The 21,673-nt window shown below is 66.5% G+C and carries 21 protein-coding genes, 1 tRNA gene and 1 pseudogene; 13 read left to right on the forward strand and 10 right to left on the reverse strand.

Features of this window, described 5'->3' with window-relative positions:
* Nucleotides 1-151: 151 nt before the first annotated feature.
* The 3 genes and pseudogenes from E9536_RS39035 to E9536_RS42610 form a co-directional block, all read right to left on the reverse strand.
* Nucleotides 152-424: a hypothetical protein gene (locus E9536_RS39035; protein ID WP_136472883.1), complete on the reverse strand. Its 273-nt coding sequence runs from the start codon at nucleotides 422-424 to the stop codon at nucleotides 152-154.
* 41 nt (nucleotides 425-465) lie between these two features.
* Nucleotides 466-984 (reverse strand): annotated as a pseudogene (locus E9536_RS39040) (putative 2-aminoethylphosphonate ABC transporter permease subunit); the annotation flags it as partial.
* A gap of 53 nt (nucleotides 985-1,037) precedes the next feature.
* Entirely contained in the window at nucleotides 1,038-1,172 is a 135-nt protein-coding gene (locus E9536_RS42610) for a hypothetical protein (RefSeq protein ID WP_269139823.1), read from the reverse strand.
* Nucleotides 1,173-1,234: 62 nt separating this feature from the next.
* On the opposite strand from E9536_RS42610, the gene phnA reads away from it, so the two are divergent.
* The 5 genes from phnA (at nucleotide 1,235) to E9536_RS39065 (ending at nucleotide 6,414) form a co-directional block, all read left to right on the forward strand.
* A complete protein-coding gene (phnA, locus tag E9536_RS39045; RefSeq protein ID WP_136472885.1) occupies nucleotides 1,235-2,482 on the forward strand; it encodes a phosphonoacetate hydrolase in 1,248 nt (415 codons plus the stop codon).
* A 29-nt stretch (nucleotides 2,483-2,511) separates the two neighbouring features.
* Nucleotides 2,512-3,966, forward strand: coding sequence for a phosphonoacetaldehyde dehydrogenase (gene phnY, locus E9536_RS39050; RefSeq protein WP_136472887.1), 1,455 nt, complete (start codon nucleotides 2,512-2,514; stop codon nucleotides 3,964-3,966).
* Between the two features lie 215 nt (nucleotides 3,967-4,181).
* Entirely contained in the window at nucleotides 4,182-4,964 is a 783-nt protein-coding gene (locus E9536_RS39055) for an amino acid ABC transporter substrate-binding protein (protein WP_048025642.1), read from the forward strand.
* A gap of 14 nt (nucleotides 4,965-4,978) precedes the next feature.
* Nucleotides 4,979-5,659 carry an amino acid ABC transporter permease gene (locus E9536_RS39060; RefSeq protein ID WP_027788824.1) on the forward strand — a complete coding sequence of 227 codons (681 nt, stop codon included), beginning with the start codon at nucleotides 4,979-4,981 and terminating at the stop codon, nucleotides 5,657-5,659.
* Nucleotides 5,656-6,414: an amino acid ABC transporter ATP-binding protein gene (locus E9536_RS39065; protein WP_059700505.1), complete on the forward strand. Its 759-nt coding sequence runs from the start codon at nucleotides 5,656-5,658 to the stop codon at nucleotides 6,412-6,414. Before E9536_RS39060 ends, E9536_RS39065 begins: the two co-directional genes overlap by 4 nt.
* A 37-nt stretch (nucleotides 6,415-6,451) precedes the next feature.
* Here the strand turns inward: E9536_RS39065 and E9536_RS39070 are convergent, their stop codons facing one another.
* Nucleotides 6,452-7,267, reverse strand: coding sequence for an alpha/beta fold hydrolase (locus E9536_RS39070; RefSeq protein WP_136472890.1), 816 nt, complete (start codon nucleotides 7,265-7,267; stop codon nucleotides 6,452-6,454).
* 81 nt (nucleotides 7,268-7,348) lie between these two features.
* Here E9536_RS39070 and E9536_RS39075 point away from each other — a divergent pair, with 81 nt between their 5' ends.
* The gene (locus tag E9536_RS39075; RefSeq protein ID WP_059700503.1) at nucleotides 7,349-7,963 is read left to right on the forward strand and encodes a CGNR zinc finger domain-containing protein; all 615 of its coding nucleotides are present in this window, start codon (nucleotides 7,349-7,351) and stop codon (nucleotides 7,961-7,963) included.
* Between the two features lie 54 nt (nucleotides 7,964-8,017).
* Here the strand turns inward: E9536_RS39075 and E9536_RS39080 are convergent, their stop codons facing one another.
* Entirely contained in the window at nucleotides 8,018-8,923 is a 906-nt protein-coding gene (locus E9536_RS39080) for a DUF3592 domain-containing protein (protein WP_226113447.1), read from the reverse strand.
* A gap of 360 nt (nucleotides 8,924-9,283) precedes the next feature.
* Nucleotides 9,284-9,359 (reverse strand) — tRNA-Lys (locus tag E9536_RS39085).
* Between the two features lie 190 nt (nucleotides 9,360-9,549).
* Between E9536_RS39085 and E9536_RS39090 the strand changes: the two genes are divergently transcribed.
* Together E9536_RS39090 and E9536_RS39095 are read left to right on the forward strand one after the other, a co-directional pair.
* A complete protein-coding gene (locus tag E9536_RS39090; RefSeq protein WP_027785770.1) occupies nucleotides 9,550-9,954 on the forward strand; it encodes a PaaI family thioesterase in 405 nt (134 codons plus the stop codon).
* A gap of 8 nt (nucleotides 9,955-9,962) precedes the next feature.
* The gene (locus tag E9536_RS39095) at nucleotides 9,963-10,829 is read left to right on the forward strand and encodes a patatin-like phospholipase family protein (protein WP_021159859.1); all 867 of its coding nucleotides are present in this window, start codon (nucleotides 9,963-9,965) and stop codon (nucleotides 10,827-10,829) included.
* 47 nt (nucleotides 10,830-10,876) lie between these two features.
* Here the strand turns inward: E9536_RS39095 and E9536_RS39100 are convergent, their stop codons facing one another.
* Nucleotides 10,877-11,890: a D-2-hydroxyacid dehydrogenase family protein gene (locus tag E9536_RS39100; RefSeq protein WP_027788844.1), complete on the reverse strand. Its 1,014-nt coding sequence runs from the start codon at nucleotides 11,888-11,890 to the stop codon at nucleotides 10,877-10,879.
* Nucleotides 11,891-12,316: 426 nt separating this feature from the next.
* Here E9536_RS39100 and E9536_RS39105 point away from each other — a divergent pair, with 426 nt between their 5' ends.
* Nucleotides 12,317-13,366: a LysR family transcriptional regulator gene (locus tag E9536_RS39105; RefSeq protein ID WP_027788845.1), complete on the forward strand. Its 1,050-nt coding sequence runs from the start codon at nucleotides 12,317-12,319 to the stop codon at nucleotides 13,364-13,366.
* 143 nt (nucleotides 13,367-13,509) lie between these two features.
* On the opposite strand, the gene E9536_RS39110 is transcribed toward E9536_RS39105, so the two are convergent.
* From E9536_RS39110 to dprA, 3 genes are all read right to left on the reverse strand, one after another.
* Complete coding sequence (locus E9536_RS39110) at nucleotides 13,510-16,149, reverse strand: DNA topoisomerase III (RefSeq protein ID WP_136472892.1); 2,640 nt, start codon at nucleotides 16,147-16,149, stop codon at nucleotides 13,510-13,512.
* Nucleotides 16,150-16,342: 193 nt separating this feature from the next.
* On the reverse strand, nucleotides 16,343-16,723 hold the full coding sequence (locus tag E9536_RS39115; protein WP_021159864.1) for a thioredoxin family protein: 381 nt from the start codon (nucleotides 16,721-16,723) through the stop codon (nucleotides 16,343-16,345).
* Nucleotides 16,724-16,759: 36 nt separating this feature from the next.
* Nucleotides 16,760-18,079: a DNA-processing protein DprA gene (dprA, locus tag E9536_RS39120; protein WP_247873562.1), complete on the reverse strand. Its 1,320-nt coding sequence runs from the start codon at nucleotides 18,077-18,079 to the stop codon at nucleotides 16,760-16,762.
* Between the two features lie 185 nt (nucleotides 18,080-18,264).
* Between dprA and def the strand changes: the two genes are divergently transcribed.
* The 4 genes from def (at nucleotide 18,265) to htpX (ending at nucleotide 21,500) form a co-directional block, all read left to right on the forward strand.
* Nucleotides 18,265-18,768 carry a peptide deformylase gene (def, locus tag E9536_RS39125; protein ID WP_011353573.1) on the forward strand — a complete coding sequence of 168 codons (504 nt, stop codon included), beginning with the start codon at nucleotides 18,265-18,267 and terminating at the stop codon, nucleotides 18,766-18,768.
* Between the two features lie 34 nt (nucleotides 18,769-18,802).
* Complete coding sequence (fmt, locus tag E9536_RS39130) at nucleotides 18,803-19,786, forward strand: methionyl-tRNA formyltransferase (RefSeq protein WP_124673362.1); 984 nt, start codon at nucleotides 18,803-18,805, stop codon at nucleotides 19,784-19,786.
* Between the two features lie 120 nt (nucleotides 19,787-19,906).
* The gene (locus E9536_RS39135) at nucleotides 19,907-20,542 is read left to right on the forward strand and encodes a LysE family translocator (RefSeq protein ID WP_059700490.1); all 636 of its coding nucleotides are present in this window, start codon (nucleotides 19,907-19,909) and stop codon (nucleotides 20,540-20,542) included.
* A 100-nt stretch (nucleotides 20,543-20,642) separates the two neighbouring features.
* Nucleotides 20,643-21,500 (forward strand): zinc metalloprotease HtpX, encoded by an 858-nt coding sequence (gene htpX / locus E9536_RS39140; protein ID WP_124546026.1) that lies wholly within the window; start codon nucleotides 20,643-20,645, stop codon nucleotides 21,498-21,500.
* Nucleotides 21,501-21,673 lie beyond the last annotated feature (173 nt).

Consider the following 21,673-nt stretch of genomic DNA (forward strand, 5'->3'; position numbering starts at 1 on the left):
ACATTGATGACGAAAGAGCGTTGACCGGGCGCTCACCGCCTTCCGTTCTTGCATGGCGAGTTTCGGCTGGCTTGCTTGCCGCATCGGACAGGCGTAGCTCCGGTCGAAATCGAGGGCGCGCGGGCTGAATGCAAGGATCGCCGGCAGGCGATCATTTGCCGCGTCGTTTATCAAAGGCATCGTCCAGAACCCAGCCCGTGCCGGATTCGCAGTGCACTTGTGTGTATGCGTAAATTTTGGCAACACGATCCGTCAATGGAATACAGGATTCACCTTTCCTGACCGTAAAGATCGGCTGGGTTCTATCGTCGTTTGGCTCGGCAAACGCAGGCATGTTCTGAAGCGCTGTCCACTTCTCGTCTTTATATTTCGAGCACGCACCGATCGTCATGGTGAGTGCGGCGAATAACAGAAGGCGCATCATTTTTTGGGATATCGTCGGATTCCAATCAGGCGTTTCGAGTGGCGCAGGCGGCGCGTGCCCATCGCGTCGGCGGCCTCGTAGAGCCGGCCGTCGGCCAGCGACAGCGCGGTGACGAGGATCATCAGCACGTGCGGGAATGACGCGGACACCCTGCTCAGCACGATGCCCGGCAGCCCGTAGATCGAATGGCCGTGCAGCAGCGGCTTCAGCAGCCCCGCGTTGCCGAACCGATAGATGAACAACGTCGCGGACAACAGCGTCGGCGCGAGCAGCGGCAAGAGTGCGATCGGGCGCGCGGCGTTCTTCAGCGGCATGTACGAGCGCGTCAGCGCATACGCGAACGTGAACATGAACGCCATCGGCACGACGATCATCATGACGAGCGCGCCGACCGTCAGCGAATGCAGCATCGAGCGCAGCACGCCGCCGTCCTCGAGGTAATCGACGAAATTGTGCGCGCCGACGAATCGGCCGTCGGCATCGACGAAGCATTTCTGCACGACGAGCGCGAGCGGCAGGAGCAGGAACAGCGACATCAGCGTGGCCAGCGCGAGACGGGCCGCGCCCGCCGGCCATGCATCCAAACGCCTGTTTACCGGCACTTCGTTCATCTTCAGACCCCTTGACAGTGGCGCCGCGGCACACGGCGGATGACTGGAGGCCAGCCCTCTTGCCGCTTCGTTGTTTTGCTTTCTGTCGTCTGCATGTTGTTGACAATCAACAGATCATCAATTTTAATGTCGAGCATGGAAAGCACCTCCCTTCGGCGCGACGTGGGCGCCGACGGCTCTACCCTTCGAACTGAAAGGAATGAACGTCGTGACTGAAACGCCTGTATCCGTGGAAGTGAACGGCCGTCGCTACAACTGGATGAGCCGGCCGGTGGTGGTCGTCTGTGTCGACGGCTGCGCATACGAATACCTGGAGGAAGCCGCCGGGGCCGGCGTCGCGCCGTTCCTGCGCACGCTGCTGAAACCGGGCACGGCGCTCAAGGGCGAGTGCGTGGTGCCGAGCTTCACGAACCCGAACAACCTGTCGATCGTGACGGGCGTGCCGCCGGCGGTGCACGGGATAAGCGGCAACTATTTCTACGATCGCGACACCGGCGCCGAGGTGCTGATGAACGATCCGAAGTACCTGGTCGCCCCCACCGTGCTCGCGACCTTCGCCGAGCAGGGGGCGCGCGTCGCGGTCGTCACCGCGAAGGACAAGCTGCGCCGCCTCCTCGGCAAGGGGCTGAAGGGCATCTGCTTCTCGTCGGAAAAGGCCGACGAGGCGACCATCGAGGAAAACGGCATCGACAACGTGCTCGAGCTGGTCGGCAAGCCCGTGCCGAGCGTGTACAGCGCGGACCTGTCGGAATTCGTGTTCGCGGCCGGCGTGCGCCTGCTCGAGACGCGCCCGATCGACCTGATGTACCTGTCGACCACCGACTACGTGCAGCACAAGTGCGCGCCCGGCACGGAAGGCGCAAACGCGTTCTACGCGATGATGGACACGTACCTGCAGCGCCTCGACGAACTCGGCGCGATCGTCGCGATCACGGCCGACCACGGGATGAACGCGAAGCACGACGACGAAACCGGCGAGCCGAACGTGATCTACCTGCAGGAGCTGTTCGACGAGTGGCTCGGTCATGACGCGGCGCGCGTGATCCTGCCGATCACCGATCCGTACGTCGTGCACCACGGCGCGCTCGGCTCGTTCGCGACCGTCTACGTGCCGGCGTCGGCCGATGCCGAGGCGCTGCGCGCGCGGCTCGCCGCGGTCGACGGCATCGAGGTCGTGCTGACGGGCGCCGAGGGCTGCGCGCGCTTCGAGCTGCCGCCCGCGCGCATGGGCGACCTGATCGTGATCTCGAAGCAGGACGTCGTGCTCGGCACGCGCCGCATCAAGCACGACCTGTCGGGCCTCGACGTGCCGCTGCGTTCGCACGGCGGGATCTCCGAGCAGATCGTGCCGCTGATCTTCAGCAAGCCGGTCGCCGGCGACGTCACGGGCCGCGCGCGGCTGCGCAACTTCGACATCATCGACATCGCGCTCAACCATCTGCAGTGATGCGTACGCATCCGCAAGGGGACACACTCATGAACGCCATTGCAGCATCGACGGACGTCCGCGAGATTCGTCGCGAAGCACTGCGAATCGACGGCGAACGGATTCATCGGGACGCGGTGATCGAAGTGCGCAACCCGTACGACGGTGCGCTGGTCGGCACCGTGCCGAAGGCGACGCTCGACGACGTGCGGCGCGCGTTCGCGGCCGCGCGTGCATACCGGCCGGCGCTCACGCGCCACGATCGCGCGGCGATCCTGCGCCGCGCGGCCGACATCGTGCGTGCGCGCACCGCCGAGATCGCGGCGCTGATCACCGCCGAGGCCGGGTTGTGCATCAAGGATTCGACGTACGAGGCGGGCCGCGTGGCCGACGTGCTGACGTTCGGCGCCGGCGAAGTGCTGAAGGACGACGGGCAGATCTTCTCGTGCGACCTGACCCCGCACGGCAAGAAGCGTCGCGTGTACACGCAGCGCGATCCGCTGCTCGGCGTGATTTCGGCGATCACGCCGTTCAACCACCCGATGAACCAGGTCGCGCACAAGATCGTGCCGTCCGTCGCGACCAACAACCGGATCGTCGTGAAGCCGTCCGAGAAGGTGCCGCTGTCGTGCTACCTGTTCGCGGACATCCTGTACGAAGCCGGCCTGCCGCCGCAGATGCTGCAGGTGATCACCGGCGACCCCAAGGAGATCGCCGACGAACTGATCACGAACCCGGCGATCGACCTCATCACGTTCACGGGCGGCGTATCGATCGGCAAGTCGATCGCGGCGCGGATGGGCTACCGGCGCGCGGTGCTCGAACTCGGCGGCAACGATCCGATCATCGTGATGGAAGACGCCGATCTCGACGAAGCGAGCACGCTAGCGGTGTCGGGTTCGTACAGGAACTCGGGGCAGCGCTGCACGGCGATCAAGCGGATGCTCGTGCACGAGTCGGTGGCCGATCGCTTCACCGGGCTGGTCGTCGAAAAAACGCGTGCGTGGTCGTACGGCAATCCGGCCGATCCGTCGGTGGACATGGGCACGGTGATCGACGAAGCGGCCGCGAAGTTCTGCGAGCAGCAGGTGAACGACGCGATCGCGCGCGGGGCGCGGCTGCTGGTCGGCAACGTTCGCGACGGCGCGCTGTATTCGCCGACGGTGATCGATCGCGTGACGCCCGACATGCCGCTCGTGAAATACGAAACCTTCGGGCCCGTGTCGCCGATCATGCGTTTCCGCGACATCGACGAAGCGATCCGGATGTCGAACAGCACCGACTATGCGCTGTCGTCGTCGGTGTGCACGAACCGCTTCGATCACATCACGCGCTTCATCACCGAACTGGAAGTCGGCAGCGTGAACGTGCGTGAAGTGCCGGGCTACCGGCTCGAACTGACGCCGTTCGGCGGCGTGAAGGATTCGGGGCTGGGATACAAGGAAGGCGTGCAGGAAGCGATGAAGAGCTTCACGAACACGAAGACGTATTCGCTGCCGTGGTAAGCGGTGTGTAAGCCGCGCGCACCGGTTTCGCGGCCGGTGCGCGCGTCGATCGGTGCGTTGAGCGGCGCATTGATCGACGCGTTATTCGATCGGCTCATATCGATAGCCGATTTGCGTTTTTGCCGTGCCTCGACGCGTCGGTAGAATTCGCGGACTTCTCGAACGGCACGCGCGTGCCGCGGGATCATTCCCTCCAATCATTCGGGGTCCGCACCATGAAAATCCTTCGCTCCATCCTGGTCGTCGCCATGCTGCAGGCCGTTTCGGTCACGAGCGCACTGGCTGCCGACGACCTGTCCCAGATCAAGTCGTCCGGCGTGTTCCGGGTCGGTACCGAAGGGACGTACGCGCCGTTCACGTACCACGACGAGACCGGCAAGCTGACGGGCTTCGACGTCGACATCGCGACCGCGATCGCGCAGCGTCTCGGCGTGAAGCCGCAGTTCGTCGAAGGCAAGTGGGACGGGTTGATCGCGGGCCTCGACGTGAACCGCTACGACGCGGTCGTCAACGAAGTGTCGATCACCGACGCACGCAAGGCGAAATACGATTTCTCCACGCCGTACATCACGTCGCGCGCGGTGCTGATCGTGCGCGCGGACAACACGACGATCCGCTCGTTCGACGACCTGAAGGGCAAGAAGTCCGCGAACACGCTCACCAGCAATTTCGGCAAGCTCGCGGCCGCGCATGGCGCGGACGTCGTGCCGGTGCAGGGCTTCAACGAATCGATCGACCTGCTGAGCTCGGGGCGCGTCGACGCGACGATCAACGATTCGCTGTCGTACCTCGATTTCCGCAAGCACAAGCCGGACGCGAAACTGAAGATCGCGGCGACCGACGCGGGCGGCGCCAGCGATGCATCGGGCGTGCTGCTGCGCAAGGGCAGCCCCGCGCTGGTGGCCGCGATCGACAAGGCGCTCGCGGACATCAAGGCCGACGGCACCTACGCGAAGATCTCGCAGAAGTATTTCGGCCGCGACGTGTCGCAGCCGTGACGCGAGGCTGAACGATGCCGGCCTGGCTTCACCTGATGGCGGAATCGCTTAAGCCCCTGCTCGTCGCGGGGCTCGTGTTCACGGTTCCGCTCACGCTCGCGTCGTTCGCGATCGGTCTGCTGCTCGCGTTCGGCGCGGCGCTCGTGCGGCTGTTCGGGCCGCGCTGGGCGCAGGCCGCCGTGCGGTTCTACATCTGGCTGTTTCGCGGCTCGCCGCTGCTCGTGCAGCTGTTCGTGATCTTCTACGGCCTGCCGAGCGTCGGCATCGTGCTCGATCCGCTGACGGCCGCCGTGATCGGCTTCTCGCTGAACGTCGGCGCGTACAACGCGGAGGTGATCCGCGGCGTGATCGAATCGATTCCGAAGGGGCAGTGGGAGGCCGCGTACTCGATGGCGATGACGCGCCCGCAGGCGCTGCGCCGCGCGATCCTGCCGCAGGCCGCGCGCGTCGCGCTGCCGGCTTTGTCGAATTCGTTCATTTCGCTGGTGAAGGACACGTCGCTCGCGGCCGTGCTGACCGTGCCGGAGATCTTCCAGGCCGCTCAGCGGATCGCGGCCGTGACCTACGAACCGATGATCCTCTATACGGAAGCCGCGCTGATCTATCTGCTGCTCAGTTCGGTGCTGTCCACGCTGCAGCGTCGCCTCGAAACCCGCTTCGGCCGTCACGCGCTGTTCCAGGCGGAGTTGCGATGATCCGGCTCGAACGCATCGACAAGTCGTTCGGCACGCAGCGCGTGTTGCACGGGATCGACCTCGCCTTGCAGCCCGGCAGCGTGACGGCGCTGATCGGGCCGTCCGGCAGTGGCAAGAGCACGCTGCTGCGTTGCGTGAACCTGCTCGAAGTACCCGAGGCAGGTGCGCTGACGGTCGGCGACGCCCGCATCGACTTCTCGCCGACGCACCGGCCGGCGCGCGACGCCGTGTTCGCGGTGCGCCGCCAGACCGGCATGGTGTTCCAGAACTTTCAGCTGTTTCCGCACCTGAGCGTCGTGCAGAACGTGATGGAAGGGCTCGTCACCGTGCAGCGCTGGCCGCGCGAACGGGCCCGCGAACGCGCGCTCGCGCTGCTCGAGAAGGTCGGTATCGCGAACAAGGCCGACGCGTGGCCCGGCACGCTGTCGGGCGGCCAGCAGCAACGCGTCGCGATCGCACGTGCGCTTGCACCGTCGCCGCAGGTGCTGCTGTGCGACGAGCCGACGTCGGCACTCGATCCGGAGCTGTCCGTCGAAGTCGTCGAGGTGCTGCGCCAGCTCGCGCGCGAAGGCACGACGATGCTGATGGCGACGCACGACCTGCGCCTGGCCGCGTCGATCGCGCACGACGCGGTGTTTCTCGCGGAAGGGCGCGTGGTCGAGGCCGGTGCATCGCGCGACCTGTTCGGCGGCCCGCGCGATCCGCGCACCGCGAAGTTCATCTCGACGCTCGCGCAGGGCGTGCCGGTGTTCTGACGCGGCACGCGACAAGCGACACGCGGTACAGGCGGCGTCAACCTTTCCCTGGCCGGTCGAGCACCGCCGCGACGATCGCTTCCGGCGCATCTTCCTGCACCAGGTGGCCCGCGCGCGGCACCCTGATCAGCTGGCCGCCGGCGATGCGATCGGCCAGCGCCTGCCCCTGTTCGAGCGGAATCCACGCGTCGTCCTCGCCCCACACGATGCGCACCGGAAAGTCCGGTGGCGCATAACGGGCCTCGGCTTCCTCGATGTAGTGCTGGCGCATCTGCGCGATCTGGCGATAGAACGCGGCCTGGCCGGCGGGCGTGAGCCACGGCGCGCGGTAGATCGACAGCGCCTCGTCGCTCAGCGGCCGGGCGACGGCGTTGCCGAGATAGGCCGACACGAGTGCGTGATGCGCATACGCGGGCAATCCGGTGAAGGCGGCTTCGTGCTGCGCGACGTGGCGCACGAACGGCGAACCTTGCGGCGCAATCGCGACCGGGTTCACGAGCGTGAGATCCGCATAGGCGACGCCGTCGAGGAAGTGCGCGCGCAGCACGGTGGCGCCGCCGTAGTCGTGCGCGAGCACGCGCGGTCGCGAAATCTTCCACGCGTCGAGCATCGCGCCGAACAGCGCGTTCTGGCGGCCGAGCGACACGTCCGCATCCGGCATGTCGGATTGACCGTAGCCGAGCAGGTCGTAGAAGAACACGCGATGACGGCGCGCGAGCCACGGTGCGATCCGCCGCCACACCTGCGACGAAAACGGCGTGCCGTGCACGAGCACGAGCGGCGGGCCTTCGCCGAACGTTCCCCAGGCAATCCGGTGGCCTTCGAAAATGAAGCGGTTGGCGAGTTCGAGCATCGGCATCTCCGTGCTAACCTGTTTTGGTTGTTAACAGGTTACTCCGGATCGTCCGGGTGTGAAACCGATAGGTGAAAATAAATGGTTACTCGACACGAACCCGTGCGACATGCGCATGAATGGGGGGCAGCCGATTTTGTCGGCGGCCATCCGGCGCTCGACTTCCTCAACACGGTGGCCGACACGGGCAAGACGCGCGACGCGGACAAGTTCGTCGACTGGCCGGCCGTGCATGCGTGGGCGGAGCGATCGGGGTTGCTGGCGCCGGCCGATCTGGCGCGGCTTCTGCGTCATGCGCGGCAGGACGACGCCGACGCACTGGTCGCGCTGCATCGCTTTCGCGAGGAGGCTTACGGCGCGATCGCACACCTGACGGCCGGCAGTGGCGGCACTGCCGGCGCGCGCGCGGCGGGCCGGCTCGCCGTTGCGATCCGCGAGGCGATCGGGCGCAGCGCGTTCGATGCGGTCGACGGCCGGTTCGCGTGGCGGCCCGACGCGCGCGTCGCGTCGCGCTGGGTCGACGCGGCCGCACTCGGGTTCGAGCATCTGCTGCGCAGCGACGATTTTGCGCGCGTGCGCCAGTGCGGCCGTTGCACGTGGTTCTTCGTCGATCGCGGGCGCGGCGTCGGGCGGCGCTGGTGCGACATGCGCACCTGCGGGAACCGCGCGAAAGTGGAGGCGTTCAGGGAGCGGTGACGTGCACGCCGAGCCGGTCGTCGTGCCGCGCGGTGCGCGGCCGGCACGCGAACGTCATGGCGCGGCTTCGTGCGGCGGATGTTCCGGCCACAGCGTCGCGGCGATGAACAGCCCGGCCGCGAGGAACGGCGCGCCGATCGCGAACAGGATGGCCGTGAGGCCCCAGTGATCCCAGAAGCGGTCGACCACCGCGCGCTCGGGTGTGACGGGGTCGTACAGCACGTTGACCGCTTCGCCTTCGTGCAGTCCCGGATGCGACGACGCCGAACCCTGCGCGAACTTGATCTGGCGTCCGCTGTCGGTCGTGAACGCGACGATCGCCGAATACAGCGACGTGCGCGCGCGGGGCGAGTGCGCGTTTTTCGCGATCTCGACGACATGGCCGGTGGAACGCGCATAGTGGTGGATGACCTGCCACTGGCGCAGGCCGGCCGCGCCGGCGCCGGCGATGAAGCCCGTGCCGATCGCGATCGGAATCAGCACGATCGCGATATCCCAGCGGCTGCGCACGTGCTTGCGGGCGCGGCGGGCCGGCGGCGGGGCGGACGACCGGCGGCGGCGCTCACCGGCGATCAGCAGGCCGCCGATCGCGAACGACGCGATGGCGAGCAGCGCCGGCACGATCGCCGGAAACCAGCGTTGCGCGAAATCGTCGATCAGCGCGGGGCGTTCGGGGTGGCCGGGGTCGAGCCATACCTCGACGTTCTCGCCGATGTCGTAGGCGGGGACGGTCGATGCGGTATTGCCGGCCACTTCGCGGCGCTGGCCGTCGTTCGCGAGGTACGCGACGATCGGCCGGTATGCGCGCATCGCGTCGCTGTCCTGCACGATGCGCACGACCGTGCCCGGTGCGCGGACCAGCTGGCCGGTCGCCTGCCCGGCCGTCACGGCGAGCATGCCGGCCAGGACCAGCAGCACGACGCCGAGCGCCATCGCGACGAGTGCGTCCCTACCCGGCATGACCGGATCCGGTTCTTCGTGCTTCGCACTGCGGATTCCGGCTTGATCGGGGGGATGGCGTGACCCGCCGAACCGGCCGATATCGGCGCAACCAGGCCCTCTGAATGGTCGCGTCCCGTTCACATGCTTCCATGTCTGACGTCCCATGCTCTCTCAGTGCCGGCGGGCGAACGACAGTGCCTGCGCCGGTCGTGTGATATTTGTCGGACGATTCTAGCGGAAACGATGCGGAAGATGGGTGCGCTCGCGTACCGCGAGAGGCGCGCAACGCGAAGCGAGGCGGCGTAAATGAACAACGGCAGGAAAGCGGCGTAAACGGAAAATGCCGGTCAGCTTGCGCTGACCGGCATTTGAAATTCCTGGTGGGGCGTGAGTGACTCGAACACTCGACCTACGGATTAAGAGTCCGCTGCTCTACCAACTGAGCTAACGCCCCCAACAGAAGAAAGATTATGCACGAGCATTTCAGGCTTGGCAAGTCCTTTCTGCAAATTTCCTGAGAATATTTCGTCACGACAACGGTGGCTGCCGGCCCGATAACGAGCGATCGCAGTTTTCGTGCTCCCGGTATGATGACGCCACACGTGTTGCGCGGCGGTCGCGCAACGCTTTCTGGGCTTTCGAAGATGGACGAAAACGCAGTCCGCGAATTGCTGGATCGCCTGCTGGCCCCCTGGGTCCGCTCGCTCGGTCTGGTCCCCGTGTCGATCGGCGACGACAGCGTCACGCTGCGCCTGCCGTTTTCCGGTGAATTCCGCCATTCGGGCGGTGTGATCTGCGGCCAGGTGTTCACGGCGGCCGCCGATACTGCGATGGTGGTCGCGATCTCGGCCGCGCTCGGCGAGTTCCGGCCGATGACGACCGTGTCGTTGAACACGAACTTCATGCGTCCCGTGCGCAAGGGCGACGTGCTCGTCACCGCGCGCGTGCTGCGGATGGGCCGCAATCTCGTATTCGGCGAAGTCGAGCTGTTCGACGAAGACGGCAAGATGGCCGTTCACGCGACGTCGACCTACGCGCTCGTCAGCTGAGCGGCGCGATGTTCGACCAGATCGTCTTTGCGGGCGGCGGCAATCGCTGCTGGTGGCAGGCCGGCTTCTGGGACGTCGCACAGCCGGCGCTCGGCCTGCGCCCGCGCGTGATCACCGGTATCTCGGCCGGCGCGGCAACCGCCTGCATGCTGTATACACGCGACGCCGCCTGGGTAATGCGCTATTACGAAGAGGCGCTGCGCCACAACCGGAAGAACGCGTACTGGGGCAACCTGTTCGGGCGCGAGCCCGTGTTTCCGCATTACCGGATTTATCGTCAGGCGCTGCTCGACATCTACGGCGAACCGTTCGCGAAGCTTGCCGCGGCGCCAGAGATCCGCATCGGCGTGTCGCATGTGCCGCGCTGGCTCGGTGCGCGCAGCGCAGTTGCCGCCGGTCTCGTCGCGTACAACATCGAGAAGTACGTGCGCAAGACGCTGCACCCGACGCTCGGGCGCACGCTCGGCTTTCGGCCCGAATTCGTGCGTGCGCAGGCCTGCACGCAAGTCGAGGAACTCGCCGACCTGATCCTGCAGTCGTCCTGCACGCCGCCGTTCACGCCGGTGCTGCGCCGCGGCGGCCGGCCGGTGCTTGACGGCGGGATGGTCGACAACGTGCCGGTCGACGCGCTCGACCCGACGCCGGGCGACGTGCTGGTGCTCGTCACGCGGCTGTATCCGCGCCCGCAGATGTTCACGGTCGCGCATGGCGAGCAGCGCCGGCTGTACGTCCAGCCTTCGAGCAAGGTGCCGATTTCGAGTTGGGATTACACGAGCCCGTCGCAGATGCGGCATGCGTACGATCTCGGTCGGCGCGACGGCGAGCATTTCCTCACGCGCGTCGACGCGATGACGGGCGGCCGCGTGGCCGCCTGACGATCGGGAATGGAGGAGCGGGGCTGCGGCGTGCGCAGCCCGCGCGGTCAGCGCTTGCGGATCGGCGTCAGCGCTTCCGGGTTGGCAACGCTCGACATGTCGCCGTCGTCGAACGCGAGGATGTTGCGGAACGCCGCGCTGAAGTAGAGCTCGTAGCTTTCGCGCTCGACATAGCCGATGTGCGGCGTGCAGATCACGTTTTCCATTCGCAGCAGGCTGTAGCCCTGCAGGATCGGCTCGCTCTCGAACACGTCGATCGCGACCATCCCCGGACGGTTGTGCGACAGTGCGTTGACCAGTGCGTTTTCCTCGAGCAGTTCGGCGCGGCTCGTGTTGACGAGCAGCGACGTCGGCTTCATCCGCATCAGGTCTTCCTGCTTCACGATCCCGCGCGTGTCGTCATGCATGCGCAGGTGCAGCGACAGCACGTCGCTCTGCTCGAACAGCGCTTCGCGGCTTTCGGCGGCCGTATAGCCGTCGGCGCGCGCGGCCTCGAGCGAATGCTCGCGGCCCCAGATCAGCACGTTCATCCCGAACGCCTTGCCGTAGCCGGCGACGAGCCGGCCGATCTTGCCGTAGCCCCAGATGCCGAGCGTCTGGCCGCGCAGCACCTGGCCGAGGCCGAAGTTCGGCGGCATGGCCGACGTCTTCAGGCCCGACTGCTGCCAGGCGCCCTGCTTCAGGTTCGCGACGTACTGAGGAATGCGGCGCTGGGCGGCCATCACGAGCGCCCAGGTCAGCTCGGCAGGGGCGACCGGCGAGCCCGTGCCTTCGAGCACCGCGATGCCGCGGTCGGTACAGGCTTCGAGATCGATGTGGCTCGACACGCGGCCGGTCTGGCTGATCATGCGCAGGTTCGGCAGCTTCGCGAGCAGTTGCGACGAAATCGGGGTCCGTTCGCGAATCAGCACGAGCGCCTCGACTTCCGCCAGACGGCTGGCGAGTTGTCCCAATCCGCGCACCGTATTGTTGAAGACCTTCACGTCGTGGCCGGCAAGCATCTCGAAGCAGTTCAGCTTGCGGACGGCGTCCTGGTAGTCGTCGAGGATGGCAATTTTCATGATGAGCGGGTGTCGCGCGTTGAAAGCGGCGGTGGCGGCGGCGCACCTCGCGCACCCGTCCCGCCCGGCCGGGGCCGACATGATGCTATGTCAGCCGCCTTCGTGGTGTCTTTTTAACAGGTTGTTACGCTCCGCCGCAATTGGCGGCAGCCTGCCCCGACGCCGCTCGCGCGACGGGCAGAAGGGTGCGCTGTTGTGTCGCATCAAATACGTCCTTCCTGATTCGGCCGCTTACACGACGAGGTTCACCCAATTGTTGTCCCAATCGGAATAATTGGATCAACTATCCGCAGAGGGCGAGGATTTTTGACTATTTTTATCGTCAACCGGGGCCTTGTTGAGCAACTCTGCATCATTTCCGCTGTCGTAGGAGAATTACGCATTTGCTTCATCTTTTTGAAGTTGTAACAGCGGCAGGAGTCGTTTATGGATCATTTGCAGTCGATGCGCGTGTTCGTCAAGGTTGCAGATCTCGGCAGTTTCGCGCGGGCCGCGAGTGCAATGGATATCTCCAACGCGGTCGCGACGCGTCACGTCGCCGATCTGGAGGGCAGGCTCGGCACGCGTTTGCTGAACCGCACCACGCGCAGCCTTTCCCTGACGGAGTCAGGCCAGGTCTATCTGGAGCGTGCCCGCCAGATCCTCGATGAGCTGGAAGATGTCGAGCAGATGGTCGTCGCGCGCAATCACGAGCCGGTCGGCACGCTGCGCATCGTCGCGCCGGTCGTGTTCGGCCTGCATAACCTCGCGCCCGTGTTGCAGTCGTACACGGAGAATTTCCCGAAAGTGGTGCCGGATCTCACGCTGGTCGACCGGCAGGTCGATCTGGTCGAGGAAGGTTTCGATGTCGGCATCGTCGTCACGCGCCAGATGCGCAGCGCGAGCATCGTCACGCGGCGCCTGACCACCGGCTGCATGACCGTGTGCGCGACGCCGAGCTATCTGGAGAAGCACGGCGTGCCGACCCATCCGGAGCATCTCGCCGAGCATCCGAGCCTGAGCCTGCCGACCGAATACTGGGGCGACGAGCGTGTGTTCACGGGGCAGGACGGCGAGGTGCGTGTGCGCCCGACCAACGTGATCGTCGCGAACAACACCGCGATGCTGCGCCAGTTCGCGCTGCTCGGGATGGGTGTCGCGATCCTGCCGAGTTACCTGATCGGCAGCGACATCGCGCGCGGTGCGCTCGTGCGGTTGCTGCCGGATTTCCGGCTGCCGCAGGTCGAGATCAACATCGCTTACCCGAGCCGGCGCCATCTGCCCGCGAAGGTGCGCACGTTCATCGACCACCTCGTCGAGCATTTCAGCCACGCGACCGACGCGACGATGGGTGAGCAGTGGGCCGCGCAGAGCTCCGCGCTCGCGCCGATCGGTGTCGAGACGCGTGCCGAGCAACCGGAATCGGCCGACCCGAACCTGTCGCCGCGCCTGCCGCGTTCGCCGCGCACGCGCGTCGCGGCGCCGTCGCCGCTGTAACGGCGCGACGGCCCGGGCGACCGGGCGTCGGTTACCGCCGGCACAAAGAAAAAACGCGGATCGAGCAGTCGATCCGCGTTTTTTTATAGCTGCCTGCCGAAGCAGGACGCGCCGGGAGAAAGCCCGTCCCGGCGTCCAGGCTGTTACGAGCCCGTCTTGCGGGCCGTCGTCTTGCGAGCCGCCGTCTTGGTGGCTGCAGTCTTCGCGGCTGCAGTCTTCGCGGCGGTCTTGCGAGCCGGTGCCGGTTTCTCTTCAGCACCTTCCGTCACGGTTTCGGCATCCTTCGTCGCCGATTTCGCAGTCTTCTTCGCGGCGGCAGCCTTCGGTTCCTTCTTCTCGAACTCGAAGCCGATCTTGCCGTCCGGCTGCTTCACGAGGAACGCCTTGAAGTTGCGGCCGGTGCGCGACGACTTGAAGTTCGGCAGCAGATCCGTGCGGCCGTCGGCCAACAGCTTGCCCATCTGCTCGCGCGTGATTTCCTGCTGCAGGATCACCTTGCCCGAGCGGAAGTCGCACGTCTTCGGGTTGGCCACCGAGTGCTCGCACACGTAGCTCATCCCGTGCTCGAACACGCGGCCCTTGCACTTCGGGCACGCGCCGACCGGCTCCTGCGTGGAGAAGTCGGGCGCCTCGCCTTCCTCGCCGCCCGTATCCTGGCCGAAATCGAACTCGAGCTTGTAGTTCTTCGTCTCGTCGTCGAACGAGAGCTTCAGGATCGCCGAGAACGGGCGGCCCATCTTGCTGCGGAATCCGGAAAGCGGACCGATCGTCTTTTCCCGCAGCAGCTCCTCGACTTCCGCGATCTCGAACTGTCGGCTGCCCGGGATCTTCGAGATCGAGAACTCGCACTTCGTGCACGCGAAGCGGCGGTAGTTTTCCTTCACCTGGCCGCCGCAGTTCGGACACGGCGTCTCGAGCGTCGCGTAATCGCCGGGGATCGTGTCGGAATCGTATTCCTTCGCGCGCTTGACGATCTGCTGCGTCATGCGGGCGATTTCCTGCATGAAGGCGTCGCGCCCGAGGTTGCCGCGCTCCATCTGCGACAGCTTGTATTCCCATTCGCCGGTGAGCTCCGGCGCGGTCAGTTCCTTCACGCCGAGCCCGCGCAGCAGCGTCATCAGCTGGAACGCCTTCGCGGTCGGGATCAGTTCGCGGCCTTCACGCACGAGGTACTTTTCGCCGAGCAGGCCTTCGATGATCGCCGCACGCGTGGCCGGCGTGCCGAGGCCCTTCGCGGCCATGGCTTCGCGCAGTTCGTCGTCCTCGACGAGCTTGCCCGCGCCTTCCATCGCGGACAGCAGCGTCGCTTCCGAATAGCGTGCGGGCGGCTTCGTGACGAGCGCGACGGCGGCGATTTCGTCCGTCTTCACCTTCTCGTCCTTCTGCACCGGCACGAGGTTCGCATCCGCGCCTTCGGCGTCGCGACCGTACACCTGCAGCCAGCCCGGCTCGACGAGCACTTTGCCTTCGGTCTTGAAGTGATGGCCGGCGACTTCGGTGATCCGCGTCGTGACACGGAATTCGGCGGCCGGGAAGAACACGGCGAGGAAGCGCTTCACGACCATGTCGTACAGCTTCTGCTCCGGCTCGGACAGCGACTTCGGTGCCTGCAGCGTCGGGATGATTGCGAAGTGGTCGCTGATCTTCGAGTTGTCGAAGATGCGCTTGTTCGGCTTCACCCAGCCCTTGTCGAGCACCTGCTTCGCATGCGGCAGGTAGTTGTGGCTCTCCTTGAGCATCTCGAGCGTGGACTGGACCGTCGACAGGTAGTCTTCCGGCAGCGCGCGGGCGTCGGTACGCGGGTAGGTCAGCACCTTGTGCTTTTCATACAGCGCCTGCGCGAGACCGAGCGTGTTCTTCGCGGAGAAGCCAAAACGGCTGTTCGCTTCGCGCTGCAGGCTCGTCAGGTCGAACAGCAGCGGCGACAGTTGTGTCGACGGCTTCGATTCCTCCGAGACCGTGCCGACCTGGTCGCGGCACGCGGCGACGATCGTTTCGGCGGCCGGCAGGCTCCACAGGCGGGAGTCGCGCTTTTCCGGATCGAATTCATCGCGCTTGAATTTCGGGTCGAACCACTTGCCTTCGTAGAAGCCGCCCGCGCACGCGAATTCCGCCTTCACTTCCCAGTAGTCGCGCGGGATGAAGCGGCGGATTTTCTCTTCGCGTTCGACGACGATCGACAGCGTTGGCGTCTGAACGCGGCCAACTGTCGTCAGGAAGAAGCCGCCGCCCTTGCTGTTGAACGCGGTCATCGCGCGGGTGCCGTTGATCCCGACGAGCCAGTCGGCTTCCGAGCGGCAGCGTGCGGCGTCGGCGAGGGGTTGCATGTCGGTGTCGCTGCGCAGGTTCGCGAAGCCGTCGCGGATCGCCTGCGGGGTCATCGACTGCAGCCACAGGCGCTGGACCGGCTGCTTCGCCTTCGCGTGCTGCGCGATCAGACGGAAAATCAGTTCGCCCTCGCGCCCCGCGTCACATGCGTTGATCAGGCGGTCGACGTCCTTGCGCTTCATCAGCTTCGTGAGCACCTTGAGGCGCGACTCGCTTTTTGCGATCGGGTTGAGGTCGAAATGCGGGGGGATGACGGGCAGATGCGCGAAGCTCCATTTCCCGCGCTTGACCTCGTACTCTTCCGGGGCGGCGATTTCCAGCAAGTGGCCGACAGCGGACGAAAGGACGAAATCGTCGCTCTCGTAATACTCGTCATGCTTGGTAAAGCCGCCCAAAGCGCGTGCGATGTCGTTCGCGACAGAAGGCTTTTCCGCAATGATCAGTGCTTTGGACATGACAGGTGTGTGTTGGTAGACCGGGTTCGCCGGTTGTGGGTCCCTTTAACGACCGCTTTATAGCACACGCCGACGCGACGGCGGCTCGGCGTGCAAAAAGCGGCTCATCATAGAGGGGGCCCGCAACGGCGGCAAGCGCCCGGCGCGGCGGCGCGCGCAAACGGGCGCAAAACCACCGGGCCGGCTCGTGAATTCAGGCTTCGACGGTCAGGACGTTGCGCAATTTCGGTGCGTGCGGCGCACCGGGTACCGCACTCAGGTCGGACAGCATCCGCTCGACGATTGCCGCATGCGGCAGCACCGTGCCGAAGAAACGTGCGGTGTGGGTATCTTCGATCAGGATCGTCGGGAAGTTCTCGACGTCGAGATCGTCGAGCTGGTCGGCATGCGTTTCGATGTCGATCCAGGCGAAGCAGGCGTCCGGATGCGCGTCGGCGAGCTGGTCGAAGGCCGTCCGGTAGTCGCGGCACGTGCCGCACCACTCGGCGCACAGGCAGGCGACGAGCAACGTGCCGGGATCGGCGAGGCGCTCGGCGATCCGATCCGCATCGGTGTCGAGGTTCAGCGCGGGCATGGATTTCCTTGGATATCGTCGGCGGCGTGGCCGCCCCTATGCGGGGGAATGTAGCACGCCGTGCGCGGCCGGGGTGGGCGCTGCGTCAAGGCGCGCGAAGCGTCCGCCGGGGACGCTCGCGACCCGACCGGCCAGCTCGAGCGCGAGCAGCGCGCCGTGCAGCACGTCGTCGGCCAGGCCGCTGTGTTCGGCGAGCCATTCGTAGGTGACGGGGCCGTATCCCAGTGCGGCGAGTACGGCCTGTTCGGACGGGCTGTGGGGTCGCGCTGGCGATGCTTCGATTCGCGCCGGCGGGCCGGCTGCAACGAGCGGATCGGCCTGCGCGACACCGGCGGCCTCGGTTCCGCGGAGGTTGGCGGCGCTGGCGAGCTGATTTCCGGTGCACGATGCATCGCCCGCCGCGCGAACCGCCGGTTCGCCCAGCCCGTACTCCTCGAGCACGTCGAGCGGCGCCGCCGTCAGCTTCGCGCCGTCGCGGATCAGTGCGTGGCAGCCCTGCGCGAGCGGCGCGTGGATCGAGCCCGGCATCGCGAACACATCGCGCCCCAGTTCGTTCGCGAGCCGCGCGGTGATCAGCGAGCCGGAGCGCGGGGCGGCCTCGACGACGAGCGCGCCGATCGCGAGCGCGGCGATCAGCCGGTTGCGTTGCGGGAAGTGTGCGGCGCGGGCCGGTGTGCCGAGCGGCCATTCCGACACGATCGCGCCGTGAGCGGCGATTTCGTGGGCGAGCGCACGGTGTCGCGCCGGGTAGACGAGATCGGCGCCGGTCGCGATCACCGCGACCGTGCCTGACCGGCCGTCGAGCCCGCCCCGATGCGCGGCGCCGTCGATTCCGAGCGCGAGGCCCGACACGATCGGAAGCCCGGCGTCGGACAGCTCGCGGGCGAAGCGCGTCGCGTCGGCGAGACCCTGCGGCGTCGCGTGGCGGCTGCCGACCACGGCGAGACCGCGCGCGTGCAGCAGGTCGAGACGGCCCTTTACATATAGCAGCGGCGGCGGATCGTGCAGGTCGCGCAGCCGCGGCGGGTAGGCCGGATCGTTGAGCGTGACGAGCGCGTTGCCCGGCGCGTCGAGCCAGGCGAGCACGGCGTCGGTGCGCGCGTCGAGGTCGCCGCGCTCGCTCGCGCGCACGGCCTGGGCCGCGGCGGGGCTGGTTGCGGCGGCGATCGCCTGGCCGGACGCGCGCAGCAGCGCATCCGGCGAGCCGAACGCGTCGAGCAGTGCCTGCAGCACGGCGGGTGCGAGGCCGGGCGCATGCGCGAGCTGCAGCCACGCACGCAGCGCGGAGGTGGTCAGCACTCGCGGCGACATGAGACGCTCCTCGAATGCGGCGGCCAGCGGACCGCGTGGCGCCATGATAAAATTTTCATCATCCGAAATACTCGACAGGGCCGCGCGCGCAGGCGCCCGGCCAATTGCAGGAGGCGTGATCCGCGGCATTGATTCGCCGCGCGTCCGCCTCATCTTCATTGCATCCCGGCGGCACCGCCAGCTGGCCGGATGGCCGATGCGGCATGCCGCCCCACCGAATACCGAACGCCATGGCTTTACTCAATATTCTTCATTACCCCGACAAGCGGCTGCACAAGGTCGCAAAGCCCGTCGACAAGGTCGACGACCGGATCCGCAAGCTCGTCGCCGACATGGCCGAAACCATGTACGCAGCGCCTGGCATCGGCCTGGCGGCCACGCAGGTCGACGTGCACGAGCGCGTGATCGTGATCGACGTCTCCGAGGAAAAGAACGAGCTGCGCGCGTTCATCAACCCCGAGATCGTGTGGTCGAGCGACGAGAAGCAGATCTACGAAGAGGGTTGCCTGTCGGTGCCCGGCATCTACGACGAAGTCGAGCGTCCCGATCATGTGCGCGTGCGTGCGCTCAACGAGCAGGGCGAGACCTTCGAGCTCGACTGCGAGGGCCTGCTGGCCGTGTGCGTCCAGCACGAGATGGATCACCTGATGGGGCGCGTGTTCGTCGAATACCTGTCGCCGCTCAAGCAGACGCGCATCAAGACGAAGATGAAGAAACTCGAACGCGCGATGTGACGCGCGTTCGCCCTGCCCGACCCCGAAAGCTGTCATGAACCATACGTTGCGCGTGATTTTTGCCGGCACGCCGGAATTTGCCGCGGCTGCCCTGGCCGCGATCCACGAGGCCGGTTTTCCGGTGCCGCTCGTGCTGACCCAGCCCGATCGTCCTGCCGGGCGCGGGATGAAGCTGCAGGCAAGCGCGGTGAAGCGCTACGCCGTCGAGCACGGGATGCCCGTCGCGCAGCCGCCGTCGCTGCGCCGCGCGGGCAAGTACCCGGCGGAGGCGGCCGACGCGATCGAGCTACTGCGCTCGACTCCGCATGACGTGATGGTGGTCGCCGCATACGGCCTGCTGCTGCCGCAGGAGGTGCTCGACATTCCGCGTGGCGGCTGCATCAACATTCATGCATCGCTGCTGCCGCGCTGGCGCGGCGCCGCGCCGATCCACCGCGCGATCGAGGCCGGCGACGCCGAGACGGGCGTCACGCTGATGCAGATGGACATCGGCCTCGACACCGGCGCGATGATCGAGGAGGCGCGCATCGCGATCGCGCCGGACGAGACGACCGCGACCCTGCACGACCGGCTCGCTGCCGAAGGTGCGCGACTGATCGTCGACGCGCTCGTGCAGCTCGAGCGCGACGGTGTGCTGCCGGCCACGCCGCAACCGGCCGACGGCGTGACTTACGCGGAAAAGATCGGCAAGCATGAAGCGGCGCTCGACTGGCGCAAGCCGGCCGACGTGCTCGCGCGCCAGGTGCGTGCGTTCGATCCGTTCCCGGGCGGCGTCGCGACGCTCGATGGCGCGGCGATCAAGCTGTGGGCGGCCGAGCCCGTGGCGGCGCGCGGCGACGCGCTGCCCGGCACGATCGTCGAAGCCGCGCCGGAAGGCGTGGTCGTCGCGTGCGGCAGCGGTGCGCTGCGCGTCACGCAGTTGCAGAAGCCGGGCGGCAAGCGGCTGCCCGCCCGCGAGTTCCTGGCCGGTTCGCCGCTCGCCGCGGGCCAGCGTTTTGCGCTGACCGACGCTGCCTGAGGCGGCCTGACCGCCATTCGACACGGCCTGCCGGGCGTGCGCAATCGGCCGGACGGCCGAGTCGCGCGGTGCGGCGGGCGCGCGTAGAATTTCCCTGCGCTCTCCGGTTTCGAGGTTTTCATGTTCGGCATCACCCATTTCGGCTTCTTCGTGCTGGCAGTCTTCCTGCTGAACGTCACGCCCGGCCCCGATACGGCTTATATCGTCGGCCGCAGTGTCGCGCAGGGCCGTGGCGCGGGGCTGATGTCGGCGTTGGGCATTTCGGCCGGCTGCTGCGTGCACGCGCTCGCCTGCGCATTCGGCCTGACCGCGCTGCTCGCGGCATCGGCTGCCGCGTTCACGGTGATCAAGCTGGTTGGCGCCGCCTACCTGATCTACCTCGGCGTGCGGATGATCATCGCGAAGCAGGCAGGCGAGCCGTCGGGCAAGGCGGCCGCGCAAGCCGCGAAGCCGCTGCGCCAGCTGTTCATGCAGGGTTTCTGGACCAACGTGCTGAACCCGAAGGTGGTGCTGTTCTTCGTGTCGTTCTTCCCGCAATTCGTGTCGGCCGACAGCCCGCACAAGGCATTGGCGTTCCTGACCCTCGGCGGCGTGTTCGTCGCGATGAGCACGGTGTGGACCAGCCTCGTCGCCTGGGTCGCGGGCAGTGTCACGGCGCGCTTTTCCGGCAAGCCGGGTGTCAGGAAGTGGCTCGACCGCACGGTCGGCAGCGCTTTCGTCGGCCTCGGCCTTCGTCTTGCGGCATCGCAACGCTGAGATTGAATTTTTCCGGCAAGACCTTATCTAACAAATCGCTTACAATTTTTCGCCGTGCCTTGTGATGAGCGGCGGGTCCCCTGACGGATAAGGAGTGGGTATGTTCAATTGGGTCAAAACGGCGATGCTGATGGCCGCGATCACGGCCCTGTTCATCGTGATCGGCGGGATGATCGGCGGCTCGCGCGGCATGACGATCGCGCTGCTGTTCGCGCTCGGCATGAATTTCTTCTCGTACTGGTTCTCCGACAAGATGGTGCTGCGCATGTACAACGCGCAGGAAGTCGACGAGAACACGGCGCCGCAGTTCTACCGGATGGTGCGCGAGCTGGCCACGCGCGCGAACCTGCCGATGCCGCGCGTCTACCTGATCAACGAGGATGCGCCGAACGCGTTCGCGACGGGCCGCAACCCCGAGCACGCGGCGGTCGCCGCGACGACGGGCATCTTGCGCGTGCTGTCGGAGCGCGAGATGCGCGGCGTGATGGCGCACGAGCTTGCACACGTGAAGCATCGCGACATCCTGATCTCGACGGTTACCGCGACGATGGCGGGCGCGATCTCGGCGCTCGCGAACTTCGCGATGTTCTTCGGCGGGCGTGACGAGAACGGCCGGCCGGCCAACCCGATCGCGGGCATCGCGGTCGCGCTGCTCGCGCCGATCGCCGGCGCGCTGATCCAGATGGCGATCTCGCGGGCACGCGAGTTCGAGGCCGACCGCGGCGGCGCGCAGATTTCCGGCGATCCGCAGTCGCTCGCGACCGCGCTCGACAAGATCCATCGCTATGCGGCAGGCATTCCGTTCCAGGCGGCGGAAGCGCATCCGGCCACGGCGCAGATGATGATCATGAATCCGCTGCATGGTGGCGGATTGCAGAACCTGTTCTCGACGCACCCGGCCACCGAGGAGCGCATCGCGCGCCTGATGGAGATGGCGCGTACCGGCCGCTTCGATTGAGCCTCGGCACCCCGTGCGGCAGTTGCCGTTCGGGGGCCGTCATGCCACCCCGCACGCTTCGCGCTGCGGGGTTTTCATTTGTGCGTGCCGTAAAGGGGCCAAAGGGGCTGCAACGTCGCACGCTACAATGCCCGGTTTGGGACCGCGGGCCATGCGAGTGCCGCGATCCCGCC

Origin of the sequence: Burkholderia sp. LS-044 (genome assembly GCF_004803625.1) — a bacterium.
Taxonomy (GTDB): domain Bacteria; phylum Pseudomonadota; class Gammaproteobacteria; order Burkholderiales; family Burkholderiaceae; genus Burkholderia; species Burkholderia cepacia.

Bases quoted from the DNA above. Each gene is read 5' to 3' on its own strand.
- E9536_RS39035 (WP_136472883.1), bottom strand. From the start codon at position 424: ATGATGCGCCTTCTGTTATTCGCCGCACTCACCATGACGATCGGTGCG.
- E9536_RS42610 (WP_269139823.1), bottom strand. From the start codon at position 1,172: ATGCTCGACATTAAAATTGATGATCTGTTGATTGTCAACAACATGCAG.
- phnA (WP_136472885.1), top strand. From the start codon at position 1,235: ATGAACGTCGTGACTGAAACGCCTGTATCCGTGGAAGTGAACGGCCGT.
- phnY (WP_136472887.1), top strand. From the start codon at position 2,512: ATGAACGCCATTGCAGCATCGACGGACGTCCGCGAGATTCGTCGCGAA.
- E9536_RS39055 (WP_048025642.1), top strand. From the start codon at position 4,182: ATGAAAATCCTTCGCTCCATCCTGGTCGTCGCCATGCTGCAGGCCGTT.
- E9536_RS39060 (WP_027788824.1), top strand. From the start codon at position 4,979: ATGCCGGCCTGGCTTCACCTGATGGCGGAATCGCTTAAGCCCCTGCTC.
- E9536_RS39065 (WP_059700505.1), top strand. From the start codon at position 5,656: ATGATCCGGCTCGAACGCATCGACAAGTCGTTCGGCACGCAGCGCGTG.
- E9536_RS39070 (WP_136472890.1), bottom strand. From the start codon at position 7,267: ATGCTCGAACTCGCCAACCGCTTCATTTTCGAAGGCCACCGGATTGCC.
- E9536_RS39075 (WP_059700503.1), top strand. From the start codon at position 7,349: ATGGTTACTCGACACGAACCCGTGCGACATGCGCATGAATGGGGGGCA.
- E9536_RS39080 (WP_226113447.1), bottom strand. From the start codon at position 8,923: ATGCCGGGTAGGGACGCACTCGTCGCGATGGCGCTCGGCGTCGTGCTG.
- E9536_RS39090 (WP_027785770.1), top strand. From the start codon at position 9,550: ATGGACGAAAACGCAGTCCGCGAATTGCTGGATCGCCTGCTGGCCCCC.
- E9536_RS39095 (WP_021159859.1), top strand. From the start codon at position 9,963: ATGTTCGACCAGATCGTCTTTGCGGGCGGCGGCAATCGCTGCTGGTGG.
- E9536_RS39100 (WP_027788844.1), bottom strand. From the start codon at position 11,890: ATGAAAATTGCCATCCTCGACGACTACCAGGACGCCGTCCGCAAGCTG.
- E9536_RS39105 (WP_027788845.1), top strand. From the start codon at position 12,317: ATGGATCATTTGCAGTCGATGCGCGTGTTCGTCAAGGTTGCAGATCTC.
- E9536_RS39110 (WP_136472892.1), bottom strand. From the start codon at position 16,149: ATGTCCAAAGCACTGATCATTGCGGAAAAGCCTTCTGTCGCGAACGAC.
- E9536_RS39115 (WP_021159864.1), bottom strand. From the start codon at position 16,723: ATGCCCGCGCTGAACCTCGACACCGATGCGGATCGGATCGCCGAGCGC.
- dprA (WP_247873562.1), bottom strand. From the start codon at position 18,079: ATGGCGCCACGCGGTCCGCTGGCCGCCGCATTCGAGGAGCGTCTCATG.
- def (WP_011353573.1), top strand. From the start codon at position 18,265: ATGGCTTTACTCAATATTCTTCATTACCCCGACAAGCGGCTGCACAAG.
- fmt (WP_124673362.1), top strand. From the start codon at position 18,803: ATGAACCATACGTTGCGCGTGATTTTTGCCGGCACGCCGGAATTTGCC.
- E9536_RS39135 (WP_059700490.1), top strand. From the start codon at position 19,907: ATGTTCGGCATCACCCATTTCGGCTTCTTCGTGCTGGCAGTCTTCCTG.
- htpX (WP_124546026.1), top strand. From the start codon at position 20,643: ATGTTCAATTGGGTCAAAACGGCGATGCTGATGGCCGCGATCACGGCC.